General features: G+C 72.3%; 2 protein-coding genes and 1 pseudogene. All 3 read left to right on the top strand.

What is annotated here, in order from left to right; translation table 11 throughout:
• The first annotated feature begins 95 nt into the window (after positions 1-95).
• Positions 96-953, top strand: a complete 858-nt coding sequence (locus Prubr_RS30690; protein WP_212818412.1) for a metallophosphoesterase family protein — start codon at positions 96-98, stop codon at positions 951-953.
• A 364-nt stretch (positions 954-1317) separates the two neighbouring features.
• The gene (locus tag Prubr_RS30685) at positions 1318-16590 is read left to right on the top strand and encodes a type I polyketide synthase (RefSeq protein WP_212818410.1); all 15273 of its coding nucleotides are present in this window, start codon (positions 1318-1320) and stop codon (positions 16588-16590) included.
• Positions 16587-18965, top strand: a pseudogene (locus Prubr_RS38380) (polyketide synthase dehydratase domain-containing protein); the annotation flags it as partial. The gene Prubr_RS30685 and the pseudogene Prubr_RS38380, both read left to right, overlap by 4 nt.
• Between the last annotated feature and the right edge of the window lie 59 nt (positions 18966-19024).

The following is a 19024-nucleotide window of genomic DNA, read 5'->3' as shown; positions in this document are numbered from 1 at the left end:
TAGGGTCGGAGCCGGTCCGACCAGGCCCACCATCCCGGGCCGGCGGGCCGCAGGACTACGCGGGTGCAGGCGTACCCGGACGGGAGGGCTCGCGCGTGGCCGCAACCGGTGAGGGCTCCCTCGTCGCCATCAGCGACCTGCACGTGGTCCACCCGGACAACCGGACCGTCGTCGAGGCGCTCCGGCCCGGACACGAGGACGACTGGCTCATCGTGGCCGGCGACGTCGGCGAGTTCGTCGCCGACATCGAGTGGGCGCTTCGCCTGCTCAGCAACCGCTTCGCCAAAGTCGTCTGGGCACCGGGCAACCACGAGCTGTGGACACCCCGCGACGACCCGGTGCAACTGCGCGGCGAGGCACGATACCGGCACCTGGTGGAACTGTGTCGTGGCCTCGGTGTGGTCACGCCCGAGGATCCCTACCCGGTCTGGGATCCGGACGGCGACCCCGTGTTGGTCGCCCCGCTCTTCCTGCTCTACGACTACACGTTCCGGCCACCCGGGACGTACACGAAGGAGCAGGCCCTGGCCCGGGCCCACGAGACCGGTGTGGTCTGCACCGACGAGATCCTCCTGCACCCGGACCCGTACCCGACCCGGGACGCCTGGTGCCACGCCCGGGTGCGGGAAACCGCGCAACGCCTGACGGCCGAACGCGCCGGGCTGCCCACCGTGCTGATCAACCACTGGCCGCTGGTCCGCGAACCCACCCGCATCCTGCGGTTTCCCGAGTTCGCCCAGTGGTGCGGCACCGATCGGACCGCCGACTGGCACGTGCGCTTCGAGGCGCGGGTCGCCGTCTACGGCCACCTGCACATCCCACGCACCACCTGGTACGACGGCGTCCGGTTCGAAGAGGTGTCGGTCGGCTACCCGCGCGAGTGGCGGCGACGCGTCACACCACCCGGCCAACTCCGTACGATCCTGCGGTCGCCGGCCCACCAGCCGGTCTGACCGGCCCGGCCCGCTGCCCGGCGCCGTCCCGCGTAAGCCGTCACGTCCGGTCCGACGGCAACCGCCGCGACCTGCGGTTTTCCGTGATTCGCGCGGCTCGGCGAGGGCTGAATGAGGGGTGCGCTAGGGGTTGGGCGGGCTGTCGGCGCTCAGTAGCGTCCACTCACGGTGAGTGCCATCTGCCGCCGCCGTCGGGGTGGCGGCGTTGCGGCGTGCGCATGACCAGTGGTGAGAAAAGGTATTGCACCAGGAGACACATCCATTGTCGCCATCGGTGGACTCCGGTCGGGGCGCCCGGAGACATGCCGGTGGACTTCTTGGTGTTCGGCGGATCGATCGGTAGCAAGCTCCGGGCGGGTGGGTCATGGCGGACGAAGACAGGCTCCTCGAACACCTCAAGTGGGTGACCACCGAGCTCCGCCAGGCGCACCGGCGCCTGCGCGACCTGGAGGACGCGGAGTCGGAGCCGATCGCGATCGTCGGCATGGCGTGCCGCTTCCCCGGCGGGGTCGGCTCGCCCGAGGACCTGTGGGACCTCGTCGCCACCGGCACCGACGCCATCGGCTCCTTCCCCGACGACCGGGGCTGGGACCTCACCCGGCTGTACGACCCGGACCCGGACCACCCCGGCACCTCGTACTCCGACCGGGGCGGCTTCCTGCGCGACGCCGGGCACTTCGACCCGAGCCTCTTCGGCATCTCGCCCCGCGAGGCCCTGGCGATGGACCCGCAACAGCGGCTGCTGCTGGAGAGCACCTGGGAGGTGTTCGAACGCGCCGGCATCCCCGCCGACGAGCTGCGCGGCAGCCGCACCGGGGTCTTCGTCGGCACCGCCGGCCAGGACTACGCCTCGGTGCTGCGTCGCCTGCCCGACGGGGTCGAGGGCTACGTGCTCACCGGCACCGCCGCCAGCGTCATCTCCGGCCGGGTCGCCTACACCTTCGGGTTGGAAGGCCCGGCGGTCACCATCGACACCGCCTGCTCGTCCTCGCTGGTAGCACTGCATCTCGCCGGGCAGGCGCTGCGCGACGGCGAATGCTCCCTCGCGGTCGCCGGCGGGGTCAGCGTGATGACCACCCCCGGCGCCTTCATCGAGTTCTCCCGGCAGCGTGGGCTCGCCGCCGACGGCCGCTGCAAGGCGTTCTCCGCCGACGCGGACGGTACCGGCTGGTCCGAAGGCGTCGGCGTGCTCCTGGTGGAGCGGCTCTCCGACGCCCAGCGCAACGGCCGGCGCATCCTTGCCGTGATCCGGGGCAGTGCCGTCAACCAGGACGGCGCCAGCAGTGGCCTCACCGCCCCCAACGGCCCCTCCCAGCAGCGGGTCATCCGCCAGGCCCTGGAGAGTGCCCGGCTCACCCCCGCCGACATCGACGTGGTCGAGGCGCACGGCACCGGCACCACCCTCGGTGATCCGATCGAGGCGCAGGCGTTGATCGCCACGTACGGGCAGGAGCGGGCGGCGGACCGGCCACTGTGGCTGGGATCGCTGAAGTCGAACATCGGGCACACCCAGGCTGCCGCCGGCGTCGCCGGTGTGATCAAGATGGTGATGGCGATGCGGCACGGGGTGCTGCCGCGCACCCTGCACGTCGACGAGCCGTCCCCGCACATCGACTGGTCCGCCGGCGCCGTCGCACTGCTCGCCGAGCCGCGCCCGTGGGAGGAGACCGCCGGCACCCGCCGGGCCGCCGTCTCGTCGTTCGGCATGAGCGGTACGAACGCCCACCTCATCATCGAGCAGCCCGCCTCCGCGGCCGATATCCCCGAGCAGCCCGCCTCCGCGGCCGATATCCCCGAGCAGTCCGCCGTCGCGGCCGACGACCCGGCATCGGCGTCCCGGCGGGTGCCCCTGGTTCCCGTCGTCCTCTCCACCGCTCACGCCGACGCCCTGCCCGGCCAGGCCGCCCGGTGGGCGCGGTGGCTGGCGGCGGACGAGGGCCTGCGCCCGTTGGACGTCGGATGGTCCTCGGTGACGGCCCGTACCGGGCTCGACCACCGGGCCGTGGTCATCGCCGGCGACCGTGACGACCTGGCCGCCGGGTTGGCGGCGCTGGCCGACGGCTCTCCGTCGGGTGCGATGGTGACCGGCCGGGCCACCGAGCGGGGTCCGTTGGCGGTGTTGTTCTCGGGTCAGGGTGCGCAGCGCGCTGGCATGGGTCGTGAGCTGTACGCGTCGTTCCCGGTGTTCGCGACGGCGTTGGACGAGGTGTGCGGGCATCTGGATCCGTTGTTGCCGCAGGGGTTGCGGGAGGTGTTGTTCGCCGAGGCCGGGTCGCCGCAGGCGGAACTGTTGGATCAGACCGTCTTCACGCAGGCGGGGTTGTTCGCGGTCGAGGTGGCGTTGTTCCGGCTGGTGGAGTCGTTCGGTGTCGTGCCGGATTTCGTGGGTGGTCATTCGATCGGTGAGGTGACGGCTGCTCATGTGGCCGGGGTCCTGTCCCTTTCGGATGCTTGTGTTCTGGTGGCGGCGCGGGGTCGGTTGATGCAGGCGCTGCCGGTCGGTGGCGGCATGCTGGCGGTCGGCGCGGACGAGGCGGCGGTGCGGAAGTCCCTGGCCGGGTTGGTCGGGGTCGCGGCGGTGAACGGTCCGTCGGCGGTGGTGGTGTCGGGTGCCCTGCCCGCTCTGGATGATCTTGAGGCGTTCTGGTCCGGCAGGGGGGTGCGGACCCGTCGGTTGCGGGTGAGTCACGCGTTCCACAGTCCGTTGATGGAGCCGATGCTGGCCGAGTTCCGTACGGTGCTGGGCGGGTTGACGTTCCGGGAGCCGTTGCTGCCGGTCGTGTCGAACCTGACCGGTGCGCTGGCCGACCCGGACGAGATCCGTACCCCGGACTACTGGGTGCGGCACGTGCGGGAGGCGGTCCGCTACGCCGACGGGATCGCCGCTCTGCGCGTGGCTGGCGTCGACACGTTCCTCGAGATCGGCCCGCAGAGCGTGCTGACCGCCATGAACGGTGAGCTGCTGACCGGCGACGACACCGTCGCGGTGGCGACGCTACGCAAGGACCGGCCCGAGGCCCACGCACTGCTGCACGCCCTGGCCGAACTGCACGTCCACGGCGTCCCGGTCACCTGGCAGAACTGGTACGCCAACGCCGGCGCCGTCCGGGTCGAACTGCCCACGTACGCGTTCGCGCGGGAGCGGTTCTGGCCGGAGGTGGCGTCGTGGCAGATCGGTGACGTCTCCGGCGCCGGGTTGGGGGTCGCGGGGCATCCGTTGCTGGGTGCGGCGGTGCGCCTCGCCGACGGTGACGGTGTCCTGTTGACCGGTCGGTTGTCGGTGTCGTCGCACGCCTGGCTGGCTGATCACGTGGTGTCGGGTTCGGTGATCGTGCCGGGTACGGCGTTGGTGGAGTTGGTGGTGCGGGCCGGTGACGAGGTGGGTGCGTCGCGGGTGCGTGAGTTGACGTTGGGTGTGCCGTTGGTGTTGCCGGCGTCGGGTGGGGTGCGGGTGCAGGTGCGGGTGGGTGCGGCGGATGAGGCGGGTGTCCGTGGGGTGACGGTGCATTCGCAGGCTGATGGGGATGACGAGGCGCTGTGGGTGCGGCATGCCGAGGGTGTGCTGGAGGCGCCGGGCGTTGACGAGCCGGTCATCGGTGCGTGGCCGCCGGTGGGTGCGTCTGAGGTGGATCTGGCTGGTTGGTGTTCGGGGTTGGTGGAGCGTGGTCTGTCGTACGGGCCGGTGTTCCGGGGGTTGCGTAGGGCGTGGGCGTCGGGTGGTGGGGTGTTCGCCGAGGTGGCGTTGCCTGATGAGGTGGCGGGTGAGGCGGCCGGGTTCGGTGTGCACCCGGCGTTGCTGGACGCGGCGTTGCACCCGGTCGCGTTGCTGTGGTCCGAAGTGGATGAAGGCGGGCCTCGGGTGCCGTTCGCGTTCGGGGGTGTGCAGGTGCATGCCTCGGGTGCGGGTGTGTTGCGGGTCCGGTTGACCCGGGACGGTTCGGCGGTCCGGCTGGTGGCGGTCGACGAGGCCGGTGCACCGGTGGTGTCGGTGGATTCGCTGGTGCTGCGGGAGATGACCGGCGTCTCGACGGTGGGGCTCAACCGGTCGCTGTTCGAGGTGGCCTGGCCGGCCGAGCAGGTGGACCCGGTCGGCGACCTGGCCGGCTGGGCGGTCGTCGGCGAGGGGGCGGCCGAGGGCCTGGCCGGACCGGTCTTTGCCGACGTCTCCGCCGTGGTGTCCGAGGTGGACGCCGGCCGGCCGGCTCCACGGGTCCTGCTGCTTCCGGTCCCGGCCGGCGCGCCGGCCGGGGCCGACCTGCCAGCGGGTGGCGTGACCCCGGAGCCGGCCGACCTGCCGGTGGTGGTGCGGTCGGTGGTGTCGGGTGTGTTGGCGGGGGTGCGGTCGTGGTTGGTGGCGGGGGTGTTGGTGGATTGTCGTCTGGTGGTGGTGACGCGGGGTGCGGTGGCTGTTGGTTCTGGTGGGGTGGTGTCGGATCTGGTGGGTGCGGCGGTGTGGGGTCTGGTGCGGTCGGCGCAGTCGGAGCATCCGGGTCGGATCGTGTTGGCGGATGTGGATGGTGATCTCGACGGGGGCACGCTGGCGTTGTTGAACGCGGTGGTTGCCGATCCGGCTGCCACCGGCGGTCAGGTGGCTGTCCGCGACGGTGCCGTTCATGTACCGCGCCTGGTCAGGGCGGCTACGGAAGACCTGGCTCTCCCGTCGGGCCCCTGGCACGTGGCCGCGGAGCGGCCCGGCACGTTTGACGGCGTCACCCTCGCCCCCGCCCCGGTCCGTCCGCTCGGGTCCGGCGAGGTCCGGGTGGGCGTACGCGCGGCCGGGGTGAATTTCCGTGATGTGCTGATCGCGTTGGGGATGTATCCGGATCCGTCTGCGGTGATGGGTAGCGAGGGTGCCGGTGTGGTCCTCGAGGTCGGCCCCGACGTGACCGACCTGTCACCCGGCGACCGCGTCTTCGGCATGTTCGAGCTGAGCTTCGGCCCGCAGGCCGTCGCCCAGCGGGAACGGCTGGCCCGGATGCCCGCCACCTGGACGTTCACCCAGGCGGCGTCGGTTCCGCTCGTCTTCCTGACGGCGTATTACGCGTTGAAGGATTTGGCGGGTCTGCGTTCTGGTGAGTCGGTGTTGGTTCACAGTGGTGCTGGTGGGGTCGGTATGGCGGCGATCCAGTTGGCGCGGCATTTTGGTGCGACGGTGTATGCGACGGCGAGTCCTGGCAAGTGGGAGGTGTTGCGGGGGTTGGGTGTTGCCGATGAGCGGATCGCGTCGTCGCGGGACACCGGTTTCGAGCAGGCTTTCGGGTTGGTGTCTGGTGGTGCGGGTGTGGATGTGGTGTTGGATGCGTTGGCGGGTGAGTTCGTTGATGCGTCGTTGCGGTTGTTGCCGCGTGGTGGCCGGTTCGTGGAGATGGGTAAGACCGATGTGCGGGATCCGGGGCTGGTTGCGGCGTCGCATCCGGGGGTTGCCTATCGGGCGTTTGATCTGAATGAGGCTGGTGGGGTGCGGATCGGGCAGATGCTGTCCGAGCTGTTGGGCCTGTTCGAGGCGGGTGTGCTTACGCCGTTGCCGGTGCGTTCCTGGGAGGTGCGGCAGGTTCGGCAGGCGTTGCGGTTCATGAGTCAGGCCCGTCATGTGGGCAAGGTTGTGGTTCAGGTTCCGGCGCCGGTCGACCCGGACGGGACGGTGCTTGTCACGGGTGCGTCGGGTGCTCTGGCTGGTGTGGTGGCCCGGCATCTGGTGGCGACCGGGCAGGCCCGGCACCTGCTCCTGGCCTCCCGCAGCCTCCCCGACCAGAGCGGCCCGGACGGCTACGCCGCGCTGGTGGCCGACCTGACCGGTGCCGGCGCGACCGTGACGACGGTGTCGGTGGACGTGTCCGACCCACAACAGGTCACGGCGCTGGTTGCCGGGGTCGATCCGGCGCATCCGTTGACGGCGGTCGTGCACACCGCTGGTGTGATCGCCGACGCCACCATCACCTCGCTGACCGATGAGGCGGTCGGCGCGGTGCTGGGGCCGAAGGTCGACGGTGGTTGGGCGTTGCACCGGGCCACTCAAGGGCTGGATCTGGCGGCGTTCGTGGTGTTCTCGTCGATCGCCGCGACCCTGGGCTCGCCGGGGCAGGGCAACTACGCGGCGGCGAACGCGTTCCTCGACGCCCTCGCCCAGCACCGCCGGCAGCTCGGCCTGCCGGCGACCAGTGTCGCCTGGGGCATGTGGGCCACCACCAGCACGATGACCGCCCATCTTGACGCCGACGACCAGCGGCGCCTGGCGCGGGCCGGGATGAGCCGACTCACCGCCGCCGAGGGAGCCGACCTTTTCGACGCCGCCCTGGCCGGCGCCGCGCCGGTCGTCGCGGCCGCGAACCTTCGGGTGACCGGTGCTGTCGGGTCGGTGCCGGTGGTGTTGCGTGGTCTGGTGCGGTCGGGTGGTCGGCGGGTGGCGGGTTCGGTCGCGGCGGGTGGTTCGTCGTGGCGGGATCGGTTGTCGGGTGTGTCGGGGGTGGATGCGCGTCGGTTGTTGACGGAGTTGGTGTGTGGGCAGGCGGCGGCGGTGTTGGGGCATGGGTCGGTGTCGGGGGTGTCGGCGGGTCGGGCGTTTCGGGAGCTTGGTTTTGATTCGTTGACGTCGGTGGAGTTGCGTAATCGGTTGGGGTCGGTGACGGGGTTGCGGTTGCCGGCGACGTTGGTGTTCGACTATCCGACGCCGGTTCGGTTGGCTGAGTATTTGTTTGGGGAGCTTGGGCTTGCTGGTGGTGGTGGGGAGCGGGTGGTCGCGGCGGCGGTCGGGGTTGATGAGCCGGTGGCGATTGTGGGTATGGCGTGTCGTTTTCCGGGTGGGGTGTCGTCGCCGGATCGGTTGTGGGATCTGGTGGTTTCTGGTGGTGATGCGGTGGGTGGTTTTCCGACGGATCGTGGTTGGGATCTTGACGCGTTGTATGACCCGGATGCGGATCGGGCGGGTACGTCGACGACGCGGCAGGGTGCGTTCCTGTTGGATGCGGCGGAGTTCGATGCGGGGTTCTTCGGGATTTCGCCGCGTGAGGCGTTGGCGATGGATCCGCAGCAGCGGTTGTTGTTGGAGACGTCGTGGGAGGCGTTCGAACACGCCGGCATCGACCCCGGCACCGCCCACTCGACCATCACCGGCGTCTTCATCGGTGCCGCCTCCTCCGGCTACGCCGCGAGCGGCAGCGACGGGCTGGAAGGGCTCGAAGGGCACCTGCTGACCGGTACGGCCGGCAGTGTGGCCTCCGGCCGGGTCGCGTACACGTTCGGGCTGGAAGGTCCGGCGGTGACCGTCGACACGGCCTGCTCGTCGTCGTTGGTCGCGCTGCACCTCGCCATCCAGGCACTGCGTGCCGGCGAGTGCGAGATGGCGCTCACCGGCGGTGCGGCGCTGATGGCCCAGCCCGGCATGTTCTCCGAGTTCTCCCGCCAGGGCGGCCTGGCCCCCGACGGGCGGTGCAAGTCGTTCGCCGCGTCGGCGGACGGCACCGGCTGGGGCGAGGGCGTCGGCATGCTGCTGGTCGAGCGGCTCTCCGACGCGCAGCGCAACGGCCACCAGATCCTCGCCGTCATTCGGGGTTCGGCGGTCAACCAGGACGGCGCCTCCAACGGCCTCACCGCCCCCAACGGTCCCTCCCAGCAGCGGGTTATCCGACAGGCGCTGGCCAACGCCCGCCTCACGCCCGGTGATGTCGACGCGGTCGAGGCGCACGGCACCGGCACCGTCCTCGGCGACCCGATCGAGGCACAGGCACTGCTCGCCACGTACGGGCAGGACCGGCCGGCCGACCGGCCGCTGCTGCTCGGGTCGATCAAGTCGAACATCGGGCACACCCAGTCCGCCGCCGGCGTGGCCGGTGTGATCAAGATGGTGATGGCGATGCGGCACGGGATGCTGCCGCGCACCCTGCACGTCGACGAACCGTCCCCACACATCGACTGGACCGCCGGCGCGGTCGCCCTGCTCACCGAGGCCACCGCCTGGCCGGCCGCCGACCGGCCCCGCCGGGCCGCCGTCTCCTCCTTCGGCATCTCCGGCACCAACGCGCACGTGGTCATCGAGCAGGCTCCGTCCGGCGTGGACACCCCGGCCGAGCCGGCCCCGCCCGCCCACCGGCCCGGCCTGGTCACCGCCACCGCCGTACCCCTGCTGGTGTCCGCCCGTAGCGCCGGTGCGCTCGGCGACCAGGTCGCCCGGCTGCGCGCCCGGCTCGCCGAGGACACCGACCTCGACCTCGTCGACCTCGGCTGGTCGCTCGCCACCGGTCGCGCCCAGCACCCGTACCGCCGGGTCGCGGTCGTCGCCGGCCGGGACGACGCCCTCGCCGCGCTCGCCGCCGACACCGCCGTCGAGCGGGGCGTCGGCGACGGTACGCCGAAGGTGGTCTTCGTCTTCCCCGGTCAGGGCTCGCAGTGGACCGGCATGGCGCTGGACCTGCTGGAATCGTCACCGGTCTTCGGCGCGCGGATGCGCGAATGCGCCGCCGAGCTGGCCCGGCTGGTCGACTGGTCGCTGGAGGACGTGCTCCGGGGTGCGCCGGGCGCCCCCGCCCTGGACCGGGTGGACGTGGTCCAGCCGGCGCTCTTCTCCGTCATGGTGTCCCTGGCGGAGCTGTGGCGGTCGTGCGGAATCACCCCGGACGCCGTCATCGGCCACTCGCAGGGCGAGATCGCGGCCGCCTGCGTCGCGGGCGCGCTGACCCTCCCCGACGCGATGCGCCTCGTCGTCACCCGTAGCCGTGGCCTGCTGGCCATCTCCGGCCTGGGCGGCATGGTCTCGGTGCCGCTGTCGGCGGAGGAAACCGTGCAGCTGATCGAGCCGTGGGGTACGGCACTCTCCGTCGCCGCGCTCAACGGCGCCGCCGTCACGGTCGTCTCCGGCGACGCGTCCGCCGTCACCGAGCTGCTCGCCACCTGTGCGGAGCGTGGCATCCGTACCCGCGAGATCGCCGTCGACTACGCCTCGCACTGCGCCCACGTCGACGCGGTACGCGACGACCTCGTCGCCGCCCTCGGCACCGTGGACGCCCGCTCCACCGATGTCGCGTTCCACTCCACCGTCACCGGCCGGCCCGTCGACACCGCCGAACTCGACGCCGACTACTGGTACCGGAACCTGCGTGAACCCGTACGCCTCGCGCCCGTCCTCGACGCCCTGATCGCCGACGGCTTCCGCGCCTTCGTGGAGATCAGCCCGCACCCGGTGCTCAAGGTCGCCGTCCAGGACTCGCTCGACCGGGCGGACGACGGCGGCGTGGTGGTCGGTTCGCTGCGCCGGGACGAGAGCGGCCACCACCAGCTGCTCACCGCACTCGGTGAGCTGCACAGCGCCGGCGTACCCGTCGACTGGACCACCGTCTTCGCCGGCACCGACGCCCGGCGGGTGGAGCTGCCCACGTACGCGTTCACACGGGAGCGGTTCTGGCCGGAGGTGGCGTCGTGGCGGGTCGGTGACGTCTCCGGCGCCGGGCTGGGGGTCGCCGACCACCCGCTGCTGGGTGCGGCCGTACGCCTGGCCGGCGACGACGGGGTCGTCCTGACCGGCCGGCTGTCGGTGTCGTCGCACGCCTGGCTGGCCGATCACGTGGTGTCGGGTTCGGTGATCGTGCCGGGCACGGCGCTCGTCGAACTGGTGGTGCGGGCCGGCGACGAGGTGGGCGCCTCCCGGGTACGCGACCTGACCGTCGCGGCCCCGCTGGTGCTCCCCGCCTCCGGCGGCGTACGGGTGCAGGTGCGGGTCGGGGCGGCGGACGACGCGGGCGGCCGCGCCGTCACCGTGCACGCCCAGGCCGAGGACGACGCCGATGCCGGCTGGACCCGGCACGCGGAGGGCACGCTGGAGGCGGCGCTCGGTGACGAGCCGACGTTGGAGGTGTGGCCGCCGGTCGGGGTGTCGGAGGTGGATCTGGCCGGTTGGTATCCGGCGTTGGTGGCGCGTGGTCTGTCGTACGGGCCGGTGTTCCAGGGGTTGCGTCGGGTGTGGACCGGTGACGGTGTCGTGTACGCCGAGGTCGCCCTGCCCGGCCACACCGGGGCGGATGTCGACGCGTTCGGGGTGCATCCGGCGCTGCTGGACGCGGCGCTGCACCCGGTGGGCCTGCTGCTGTCCGGCGCCGACGAGGGTGGGCCCCGGGTGCCGTTCGCGTTCGAGGGTGTGCAGGTGCACGCCTCCGGCGCGGGCGCGCTGCGCGTGCGGTTGACCCGGGACGGGTCGGCGGTACGCCTGGTGGCGGTGGACGAGGCCGGTGCGCCGGTGGTGTCGGTGGATTCGCTGGTGCTGCGGGAGATGTCCGCCGCGACCGCGTCCGCCGCCGTGGACCGGTCGCTGTTCGAGGTGGCCTGGCCGGTCGAGCAGGTGGAACCGGTCGAGGTTACGGCCGGCTGGGCGGTGCTCGGTGGCGAGGCCGCGGGCCTGCCGGCGTACGAGGATGTTCCGGCGTTGCTGTCCGCGGTCGACCGGGGCGACCCTGTGCCGGCGGTCGTGGTGCTTCCGGTGCCGGCCGTGGTCGGGCCGGTTGCGGGTGATGTGCCGGCGTTGGTGCGGTCGGTGGTGTCGGGTGTGTTGGCGGGGGTGCGGTCGTGGTTGGCGGCGGGGGTGTTGGTGGATTGTCGTCTGGTGGTGGTGACGCGGGGTGCGGTGGCTGTTGGTTCTGCTGGGGTGGTGTCGGATCTGGTGGGTGCGGCGGTGTGGGGTCTGGTGCGGTCGGCGCAGTCGGAGCATCCGGGTCGGATCGTGTTGGCGGATGTGGATGGTGACCTCGACGCGGGCACGCTGGCGTTGTTGAACGGGGTGGTTGCCGATCCGGCCGCCACCGGCGGCCAGGTGGCCGTCCGAGGAGACAAGATCCGTACGCCACGCGTGGTGCGTCCCGCCGGCGACGAACTGGTCCCGTCCGCCGACCTGTGGCACGTCGCCCCCGGCGACACCGGCACCGTCGACGGCGTACGGCTGGTGCCGACCACCGCCCGTCCGCTCGAGCCCGGCCAACTGCGGATCGCGGTCCGCGCCGCCGGGGTGAATTTCCGTGATGTGTTGATCGCGTTGGGGATGTATCCGGATCCGTCTGCGGTGATGGGTAGTGAGGGTGCCGGCGTGGTGTTGGAGGTCGGCCCCGACGTGACCGACCTGTCGCCCGGCGACCGGGTCTTCGGGTTGTTCGAGCCGGGTTTCGGCCCGCAGGTGGTGGCGCAGCGGGACCGGATCGCCCGGGTGCCGGCGGGTTGGTCGTTTACGCAGGCGGCGTCGGTTCCGGTGGTGTTCCTGACGGCGTATTACGCGTTGCGGGATCTGGCGGGTCTGCGTTCTGGTGAGTCGGTGTTGGTTCACAGTGGTGCTGGTGGGGTCGGTATGGCGGCGATCCAGTTGGCGCGGCATTTTGGTGCGACGGTGTATGCGACGGCGAGTCCCGGTAAGTGGGGTGTGTTGCGGGGGCTGGGTGTTGCTGAGGAGCGGATCGCGTCGTCGCGGGATACCGGTTTCGAGCGGGCTTTCGGGTCGGTGTCTGGTGGTGCGGGTGTGGATGTGGTGTTGGATGCGTTGGCGGGTGAGTTTGTTGATGCGTCGTTGCGGTTGTTGCCGCGTGGTGGCCGGTTTGTGGAGATGGGTAAGACCGATGTCCGGGATCCGGGGCTGGTTGCGGCGTCGCATCCGGGGGTCGCCTATCGGGCGTTTGATCTGAACGAGGCTGGTGGGGTGCGGATCGGGCAGATGTTGTCCGAGCTGTTGGGCCTGTTCGAGGCGGGTGTGCTTACGCCGTTGCCGGTGCGTTCCTGGGAGGTGCGGCAGGTTCGGCAGGCGTTGCGGTTCATGAGTCAGGCCCGTCATGTGGGCAAGGTCGTGGTTCAGGTTCCGGCGCCGGTCGACCCGGACGGCACCGTGCTGGTCACCGGTGCCTCCGGTGCGTTGGCCGGTGTGGTGGCCCGGCATCTGGTGGCGACCGGGCAGGCCCGGCATCTGCTGCTGGCGTCCCGCCGCCTCCCGGAGCAGGGCGGCGCGGATGGCTACGCGGCTCTGGTGGCGGAGTTGACCGGTGCCGGTGCGGCCGTCACCACCGTGTCGGTGGACGTGTCCGACCCGCAACAGGTCACCGCGCTGGTTGCCGGGGTCGATCCGGCGCATCCGTTGACGGCGGTGGTGCACACCGCTGGTGTGATCGCCGACGGCACCATCACCTCGCTGACCGACGATGCGGTCGGCGCGGTGCTGGGGCCGAAGGTCGACGGTGGTTGGGCGTTGCACCGGGCCACTCAAGGGCTGGATCTGGCGGCGTTCGTGGTGTTCTCGTCGATCGCCGCGACCCTGGGCTCGCCGGGGCAGGGCAACTACGCGGCGGCGAACGCGTTCCTCGACGCCCTCGCCCAGCACCGCCGCCAACTCGGCCTGCCCGCCACCGCACTGGCCTGGGGACTCTGGGCCACCACCAGCACGATGACCGCCCACCTCGGCGACACCGAACACCGGCGGGCGATCCGTGCCGCCAGCACACCACTCACCGACGACCAGGGCACCACGCTCTTCGACCTGGCCCGCCAGCGGGGCGCCGCACACGCCGTACTCATGAACGTGCCGACCGGGGGCGCACCGGCGGGCCCGGTGCCGAGCCTGCTGCGCGAACTGTTCCGCGAGGGCCGGCCGCGCCGGCGTACCGCCGGCCGGGCCGGCACCGACGCGTCGGCGGCGGAGCGCCTCGCGGCGCTCAGCCCGGTCGAGCGCCGCGGGCGGCTCCTCGACCTGGTGGCGACGAACGTCGCGGCGGTGCTCGGACACCGCTCGGCCGAAAACGTCGACGCCGAACGCCCCTTCAAGGAACTCGGCTTCGACTCCCTCACCTCCGTGGAACTGCGCAACCGACTCGCCACCGCGACCGGCCTGCGGCTGCCGGCGACCGTCGCCTTCGACCACCCCACGCCACTCGTCCTCGCCGACTTCCTCGACCGGGAACTCGTCGGCCGGGCCGCTCCCACGGCCGCCGCGCCGGCGGCCGTGGCCGCCGTCGACGAACCCGTGGCGATCGTCGGCATGGCCTGCCGGTTCCCCGGGCACGTGCACACCCCCGAAGAGCTGTGGGACCTGGTCACGGCCGGTGCCGACGTCATCGCCCCGTTCCCCGCCGACCGCGGCTGGGACCTCACCGACCTGCCGGCCGACGACGACCACGCCACCCCGCGGCAGGGCGGCTTCCTCTACGACGCCGCCGACTTCGACGCCGGCTTCTTCGGCATCTCGCCCCGCGAGGCCCTGGCGATGGACCCGCAGCAGCGGCTGCTGTTGGAGACCTCGTGGGAGGCGTTCGAGCGGGCCGGCATCGACCCGCACTCCGCGCGGGGCAGCAGCACCGGCGTGTACGTCGGCCTCATCTACCACGACTACGCCACCACCGCGCTCGGCACCTCCGACGAACTCGGCGGGTACGTCGGCAACGGCAGCGCCGGCAGCGTCGCCTCCGGCCGCATCTCCTACCTCTTCGGGCTGGAAGGGCCGGCCGTCACCGTCGACACGGCCTGCTCGTCGTCGCTCGTCGCGCTGCACCTGGCCGCGCAGGCACTGCGGCAGAACGAGTGCCGACTGGCACTCGCCGGCGGGGTCAGCGTCATGTCGACGCCGGGCATGCTCGCCGAGTTCTCCCGCCAGCGTGGGCTGTCCCACGACGGCCGGTGCCGGGCCTTCGGCGCCGGCGCCGACGGCACCGGCTTCGCCGAGGGCGTCGGCATGCTGCTGCTGGAGCGGCTCTCCGACGCGCAGCGCAACGGCCGCCGCATCCTCGCCGTGATCCGGGGCAGCGCCGTCAACCAGGACGGCGCCAGCAGCGGCCTCACCGCCCCCAACGGCCCCTCCCAGCAGCGGGTCATCCGCCAGGCGCTCGCCAACGCCCGCCTCACGCCCGCCGACGTCGACGCGGTCGAGGCGCACGGCACCGGCACCGCGCTCGGCGACCCGATCGAGGCGCAGGCACTGATCGCCACGTACGGGCAGGACCGGCCCGACGACCGGCCGCTGCTGCTCGGCTCGATCAAGTCGAACATCGGGCACGCGCAGGCGGCCGCCGGTGTCGCCGGTGTGATCAAGATGGTGATGGCGATGCGGCACGGCGTCCTGCCGCGCACCCTGCACGTCGACGAGCCGTCCCCACACATCGACTGGACCGCCGGCGCGGTCGCCCTGCTCACCGAGGCCCGGCCCTGGCCGGAGGTCGGGCGGCCCCGCCGGGCGGCCGTCTCCTCGTTCGGCATCAGCGGCACCAACGTGCACGCCATCGTGGAGCAGGCCCCCGAGCCGACGGCGGTGCCCACCGCCCCCGACGTGGCCCCCGCCGGCGACCTCACCGTGGCGTGCGTGCTGTCGGCCCGCACCGACGAGGCGCTGCGCGACCAGGCCCGCCGGCTGCGCGCGTACGTCGCCGAGAACCCGCGGCTGTCCGTCGCCGACGTCGGCCACGCGCTGCTCACCGGGCGGTCCGCCTTCGAACACCGCGCGGTCCTGCTGCCCCGCGACCGGCAGAGCCTGCTCGCCGCCCTGGACGCGGTGGCGGACGACCTGCCGTCGTCCGTCGTCGTGCGGGGTACCGCCCGCGCCGGTCGTACCGCCGTGCTCTTCTCCGGCCAGGGCGCCCAGCGCGCCGGCATGGGCCGGGAACTGTACGGCGTGTTCCCCGTGTTCGCCACCGCCCTCGACGAGGTGTGCGCCCACCTCGACCCGCTGCTGCCCCGCCCGCTGCGGGACGTGCTGTTCGCCCCGGACGGCGCACCCGAGGCCGAACTGCTGGACCGGACGGAGTTCACCCAGGCCGGCCTGTTCGCCGTCGAGGTGGCGCTGTTCCGGCTCGTCGAGTCCTTCGGCGTCACGCCGGACCTGCTCGGCGGGCACTCCATCGGCGAGGTGACCGCCGCGTACGTCGCCGGGGTGTTCTCCCTGGCCGACGCGTGCACCCTGGTGGCCGCGCGCGGCCGGCTGATGCAGGCCCTGCCGGCCGGCGGCGGCATGCTCGCCGTCGCCGCCGACGAGGCCGCCGTGCTCGCCTCGCTGGCCGGGCTGACCGACCGGGTCGGGATCGCGGCCGTCAACGGCCCCGCCGCCGTCGTCGTCTCCGGCGAGCTGGCCGCGCTGGACGAACTGGACACGCTCTGGTCCGGCCGGGGGGTACGCACCCGCCGGCTGCGGGTCAGCCACGCGTTCCACAGCCCGCTGATGGAGCCGATGCTCGCCGACTTCCGGGCCGTCCTGGACGGGCTCACCTTCGCCGAGCCGTCGGTGCCGCTGGTGTCCAACCTGACCGGCGGGGCCGCCGACCCCGCCGGGATCACCGACCCGGGGTACTGGGTGCGGCACGTGCGCGACGCTGTCCGCTTCGCCGACGGCGTCGGCCACCTCCGGCAGCGCCACGTCGGCACCTTCGTGGAGATCGGACCGGACGGGGTCCTGGCCGGGATGGTGCGCGACAGCCTCGCCGACGAGGACGCCGACGTGGTCGTCGTGCCGGTCCTGCGGAAGGGACGTACCGAGGCGCAGGCGCTGATCGCCGCCCTCGCCGAGCTGCACGCCGCCGGTACCGCGGTCACCTGGACTCCCCTGCTCGGGGTGCCACCGGCATTCCCCTCGACCTGCCGACCTACCCGTTCCAGCGGCGTCGCTACTGGCCGCAGGTCGGCTCGCGGCAGGCCGGCGACGTGACCGGCGCCGGGCTGGGGGCCGCGCGGCATCCGCTGCTCGGTGCGGCCGTACGGCTCGCCGGCGACGACGAGGTGGTGCTGACCGGCCGCCTGTCCCGGTCCACCCACGCCTGGCTGGCCGACCACGTGGTCTCCGGCGCGGTCCTGGTACCCGGCACGGCCCTGGTCGAGCTGGCCGTGCGGGCCGGCGACGAGGTGGGTGCCGCCCGGGTACGCGACCTGACCGTCGCGGCCCCGCTGGTGCTTCCCGCCTCCGGCGGGGTACGGGTGCAGGTGCGGGTGGGCGCCGCCGACCCGACGGGCGCCCGTTCCCTCGCCGTGTACGCCCAGGCGGACGACGACACCGAGGCGGCCTGGATCCGGCACGCCGAGGGTGTGCTGGTGGCCGCCGAGGACGACGAGCCGACGTTGGAGGTGTGGCCGCCGGCCGGGGTGTCGGAGGTGGATCTGGCCGGGTGGTATCCGGCGTTGGCGGCGCGTGGTCTGTCGTACGGGCCGGTGTTCCAGGGGTTGCGTCGGGTGTGGACCGGTGACGGCGTCGTGTACGCCGAGGTCGCCCTGCCGGACGACGCCGTTGCCGACGTGGCCGCGTACGGTGTGCACCCGGCGCTGCTCGACGCGGCGCTGCACCCGATCGGGCTGCTCGACGGCGTCGACGGGGCGACGCCCCGCGTGCCGTTCGCGTTCGAGGGCGTGCAGGTGCACGCCTCCGGCGCCCGGGTCCTGCGGCTGCGCCTGACGCGTGCCGGCTCCGGCGTGCGCCTGGTGGCGGTGGACGAGTCCGGTGCGCCGGTGGTATCGGTGGATTCGCTGGTGCTGCGGGAGATGTCCGTCGCGGCGGCGCCCGCCGCCGTGGGCCGGTCGCTGTTCGAGGTGGCCTGGCAGACGGAGCAGGTGGACCCGGTCGGCGACCTGGCCGGCTGGGCGGTCGTCGGCGAGGGGGTGGCCGAGGGCCTGGCCGGACCGGTCTTTGCCGACGTCTCCGCCGTGGTGTCCGAGGTGGACGCCGGTCGGCCGGCTCCGCGGGTTCTGCTGCTTTCGGTCCCTGCCGGCGTGGCGGCCGGGACCGACCTGCCAGCGGGTGGCGCCGCCGACGCCGCCCGGGAGGCGGCTGATGTGCCGGTGGTGGTGCGGTCGGTGGTGTCGGGTGTGTTGGCGGGGGTGCGGTCGTGGTTGGTGGCGGGGGTGTTGGTGGACTGCCGTTTGGTGGTGGTGACGCGGGGTGCGGTGGCTGTTGGTTCTGGTGGGGTGGTGTCGGATCTGGTGGGTGCGGCGGTGTGGGGTCTGGTGCGGTCGGCGCAGTCGGAGCATCCGGGTCGGATCGTGTTGGCGGATGTGGATGGTGATCTCGACGGGGGAACGCTGGCGTTGTTGAACGCGGTGGTCGCCGATCCGGCTGCCACCGGTGGTCAGGTGGCCGTCCGCGACGGTGCGGTGTACGTACCGCGCCTTCTGCGGCAGGCCGGCGACGACCTCGCCGCGCCGTCCGCCGGCCCGTGGCACGTGGCGGCCGTTGCCCCCGGCACCCTGGACGGGGTCGGGATCGTGTCCACCCCCGTCGCCCCGCTCACCTCCGGCGAGGTTCGGGTGGGCGTACGCGCGGCCGGGGTGAATTTCCGTGATGTGCTGATCGCGTTGGGGATGTATCCGGATCCGTCTGCGGTGATGGGTAGTGAGGGTGCCGGCGTGGTGTTGGAGGTCGGGCCCGATGTGGCCGATCTGTCGCCGGGTGATCGGGTGTTCGGGTTGTTCGAGCCGGGTTTCGGTCCGCAGGTGGTGGCGCAGCGGGACCGGATCGCCCGGGTGCCGGCGGGTTGGTCGTTTACGCAGGCGGCGTCGGTTCCGGTGGTGTTCCTGACGGCGTATTACGCGTTGCGGGATCTGGCGGGTCTGCGTTCTGGTGAGTCGGTGTTGGTTCACAGTGGTGCCGGTGGGGTCGGTATGGCGGCGATCCAGTTGGCGCGGCATTTTGGTGCGACGGTGTATGCGACGGCGAGTCCTGGCAAGTGGGAGGTGTTGCGGGGGTTGGGTGTTGCCGATGAGCGGATCGCGTCGTCGCGGGACACCGGTTTCGAGCAGGCTTTCGGGTTGGTGTCTGGTGGTGCGGGTGTGGATGTGGTGTTGGATGCGTTGGCGGGTGAGTTCGTTGATGCGTCGTTGCGGTTGTTGCCGCGTGGTGGCCGGTTCGTGGAGATGGGTAAGACCGATGTGCGGGATCCGGGGCTGGTTGCGGCGTCGCATCCGGGGGTTGCCTATCGGGCGTTTGATCTGAATGAGGCTGGTGGGGTGCGGATCGGGCAGATGCTGTCCGAGCTGTTGGGCCTGTTCGAGGCGGGTGTGCTTACGCCGTTGCCGGTGCGTTCCTGGGAGGTGCGGCAGGTTCGGCAGGCGTTGCGGTTCATGAGTCAGGCCCGTCATGTGGGCAAGGTTGTGGT

Source organism: Polymorphospora rubra (genome assembly GCF_018324255.1).
Taxonomy (GTDB): Bacteria; Actinomycetota; Actinomycetes; order Mycobacteriales; family Micromonosporaceae; genus Polymorphospora; species Polymorphospora rubra.
The sequence above is the reverse complement of the archived record's forward strand: the minus strand, read 5'-3'. Positions and strand labels throughout refer to the sequence as shown.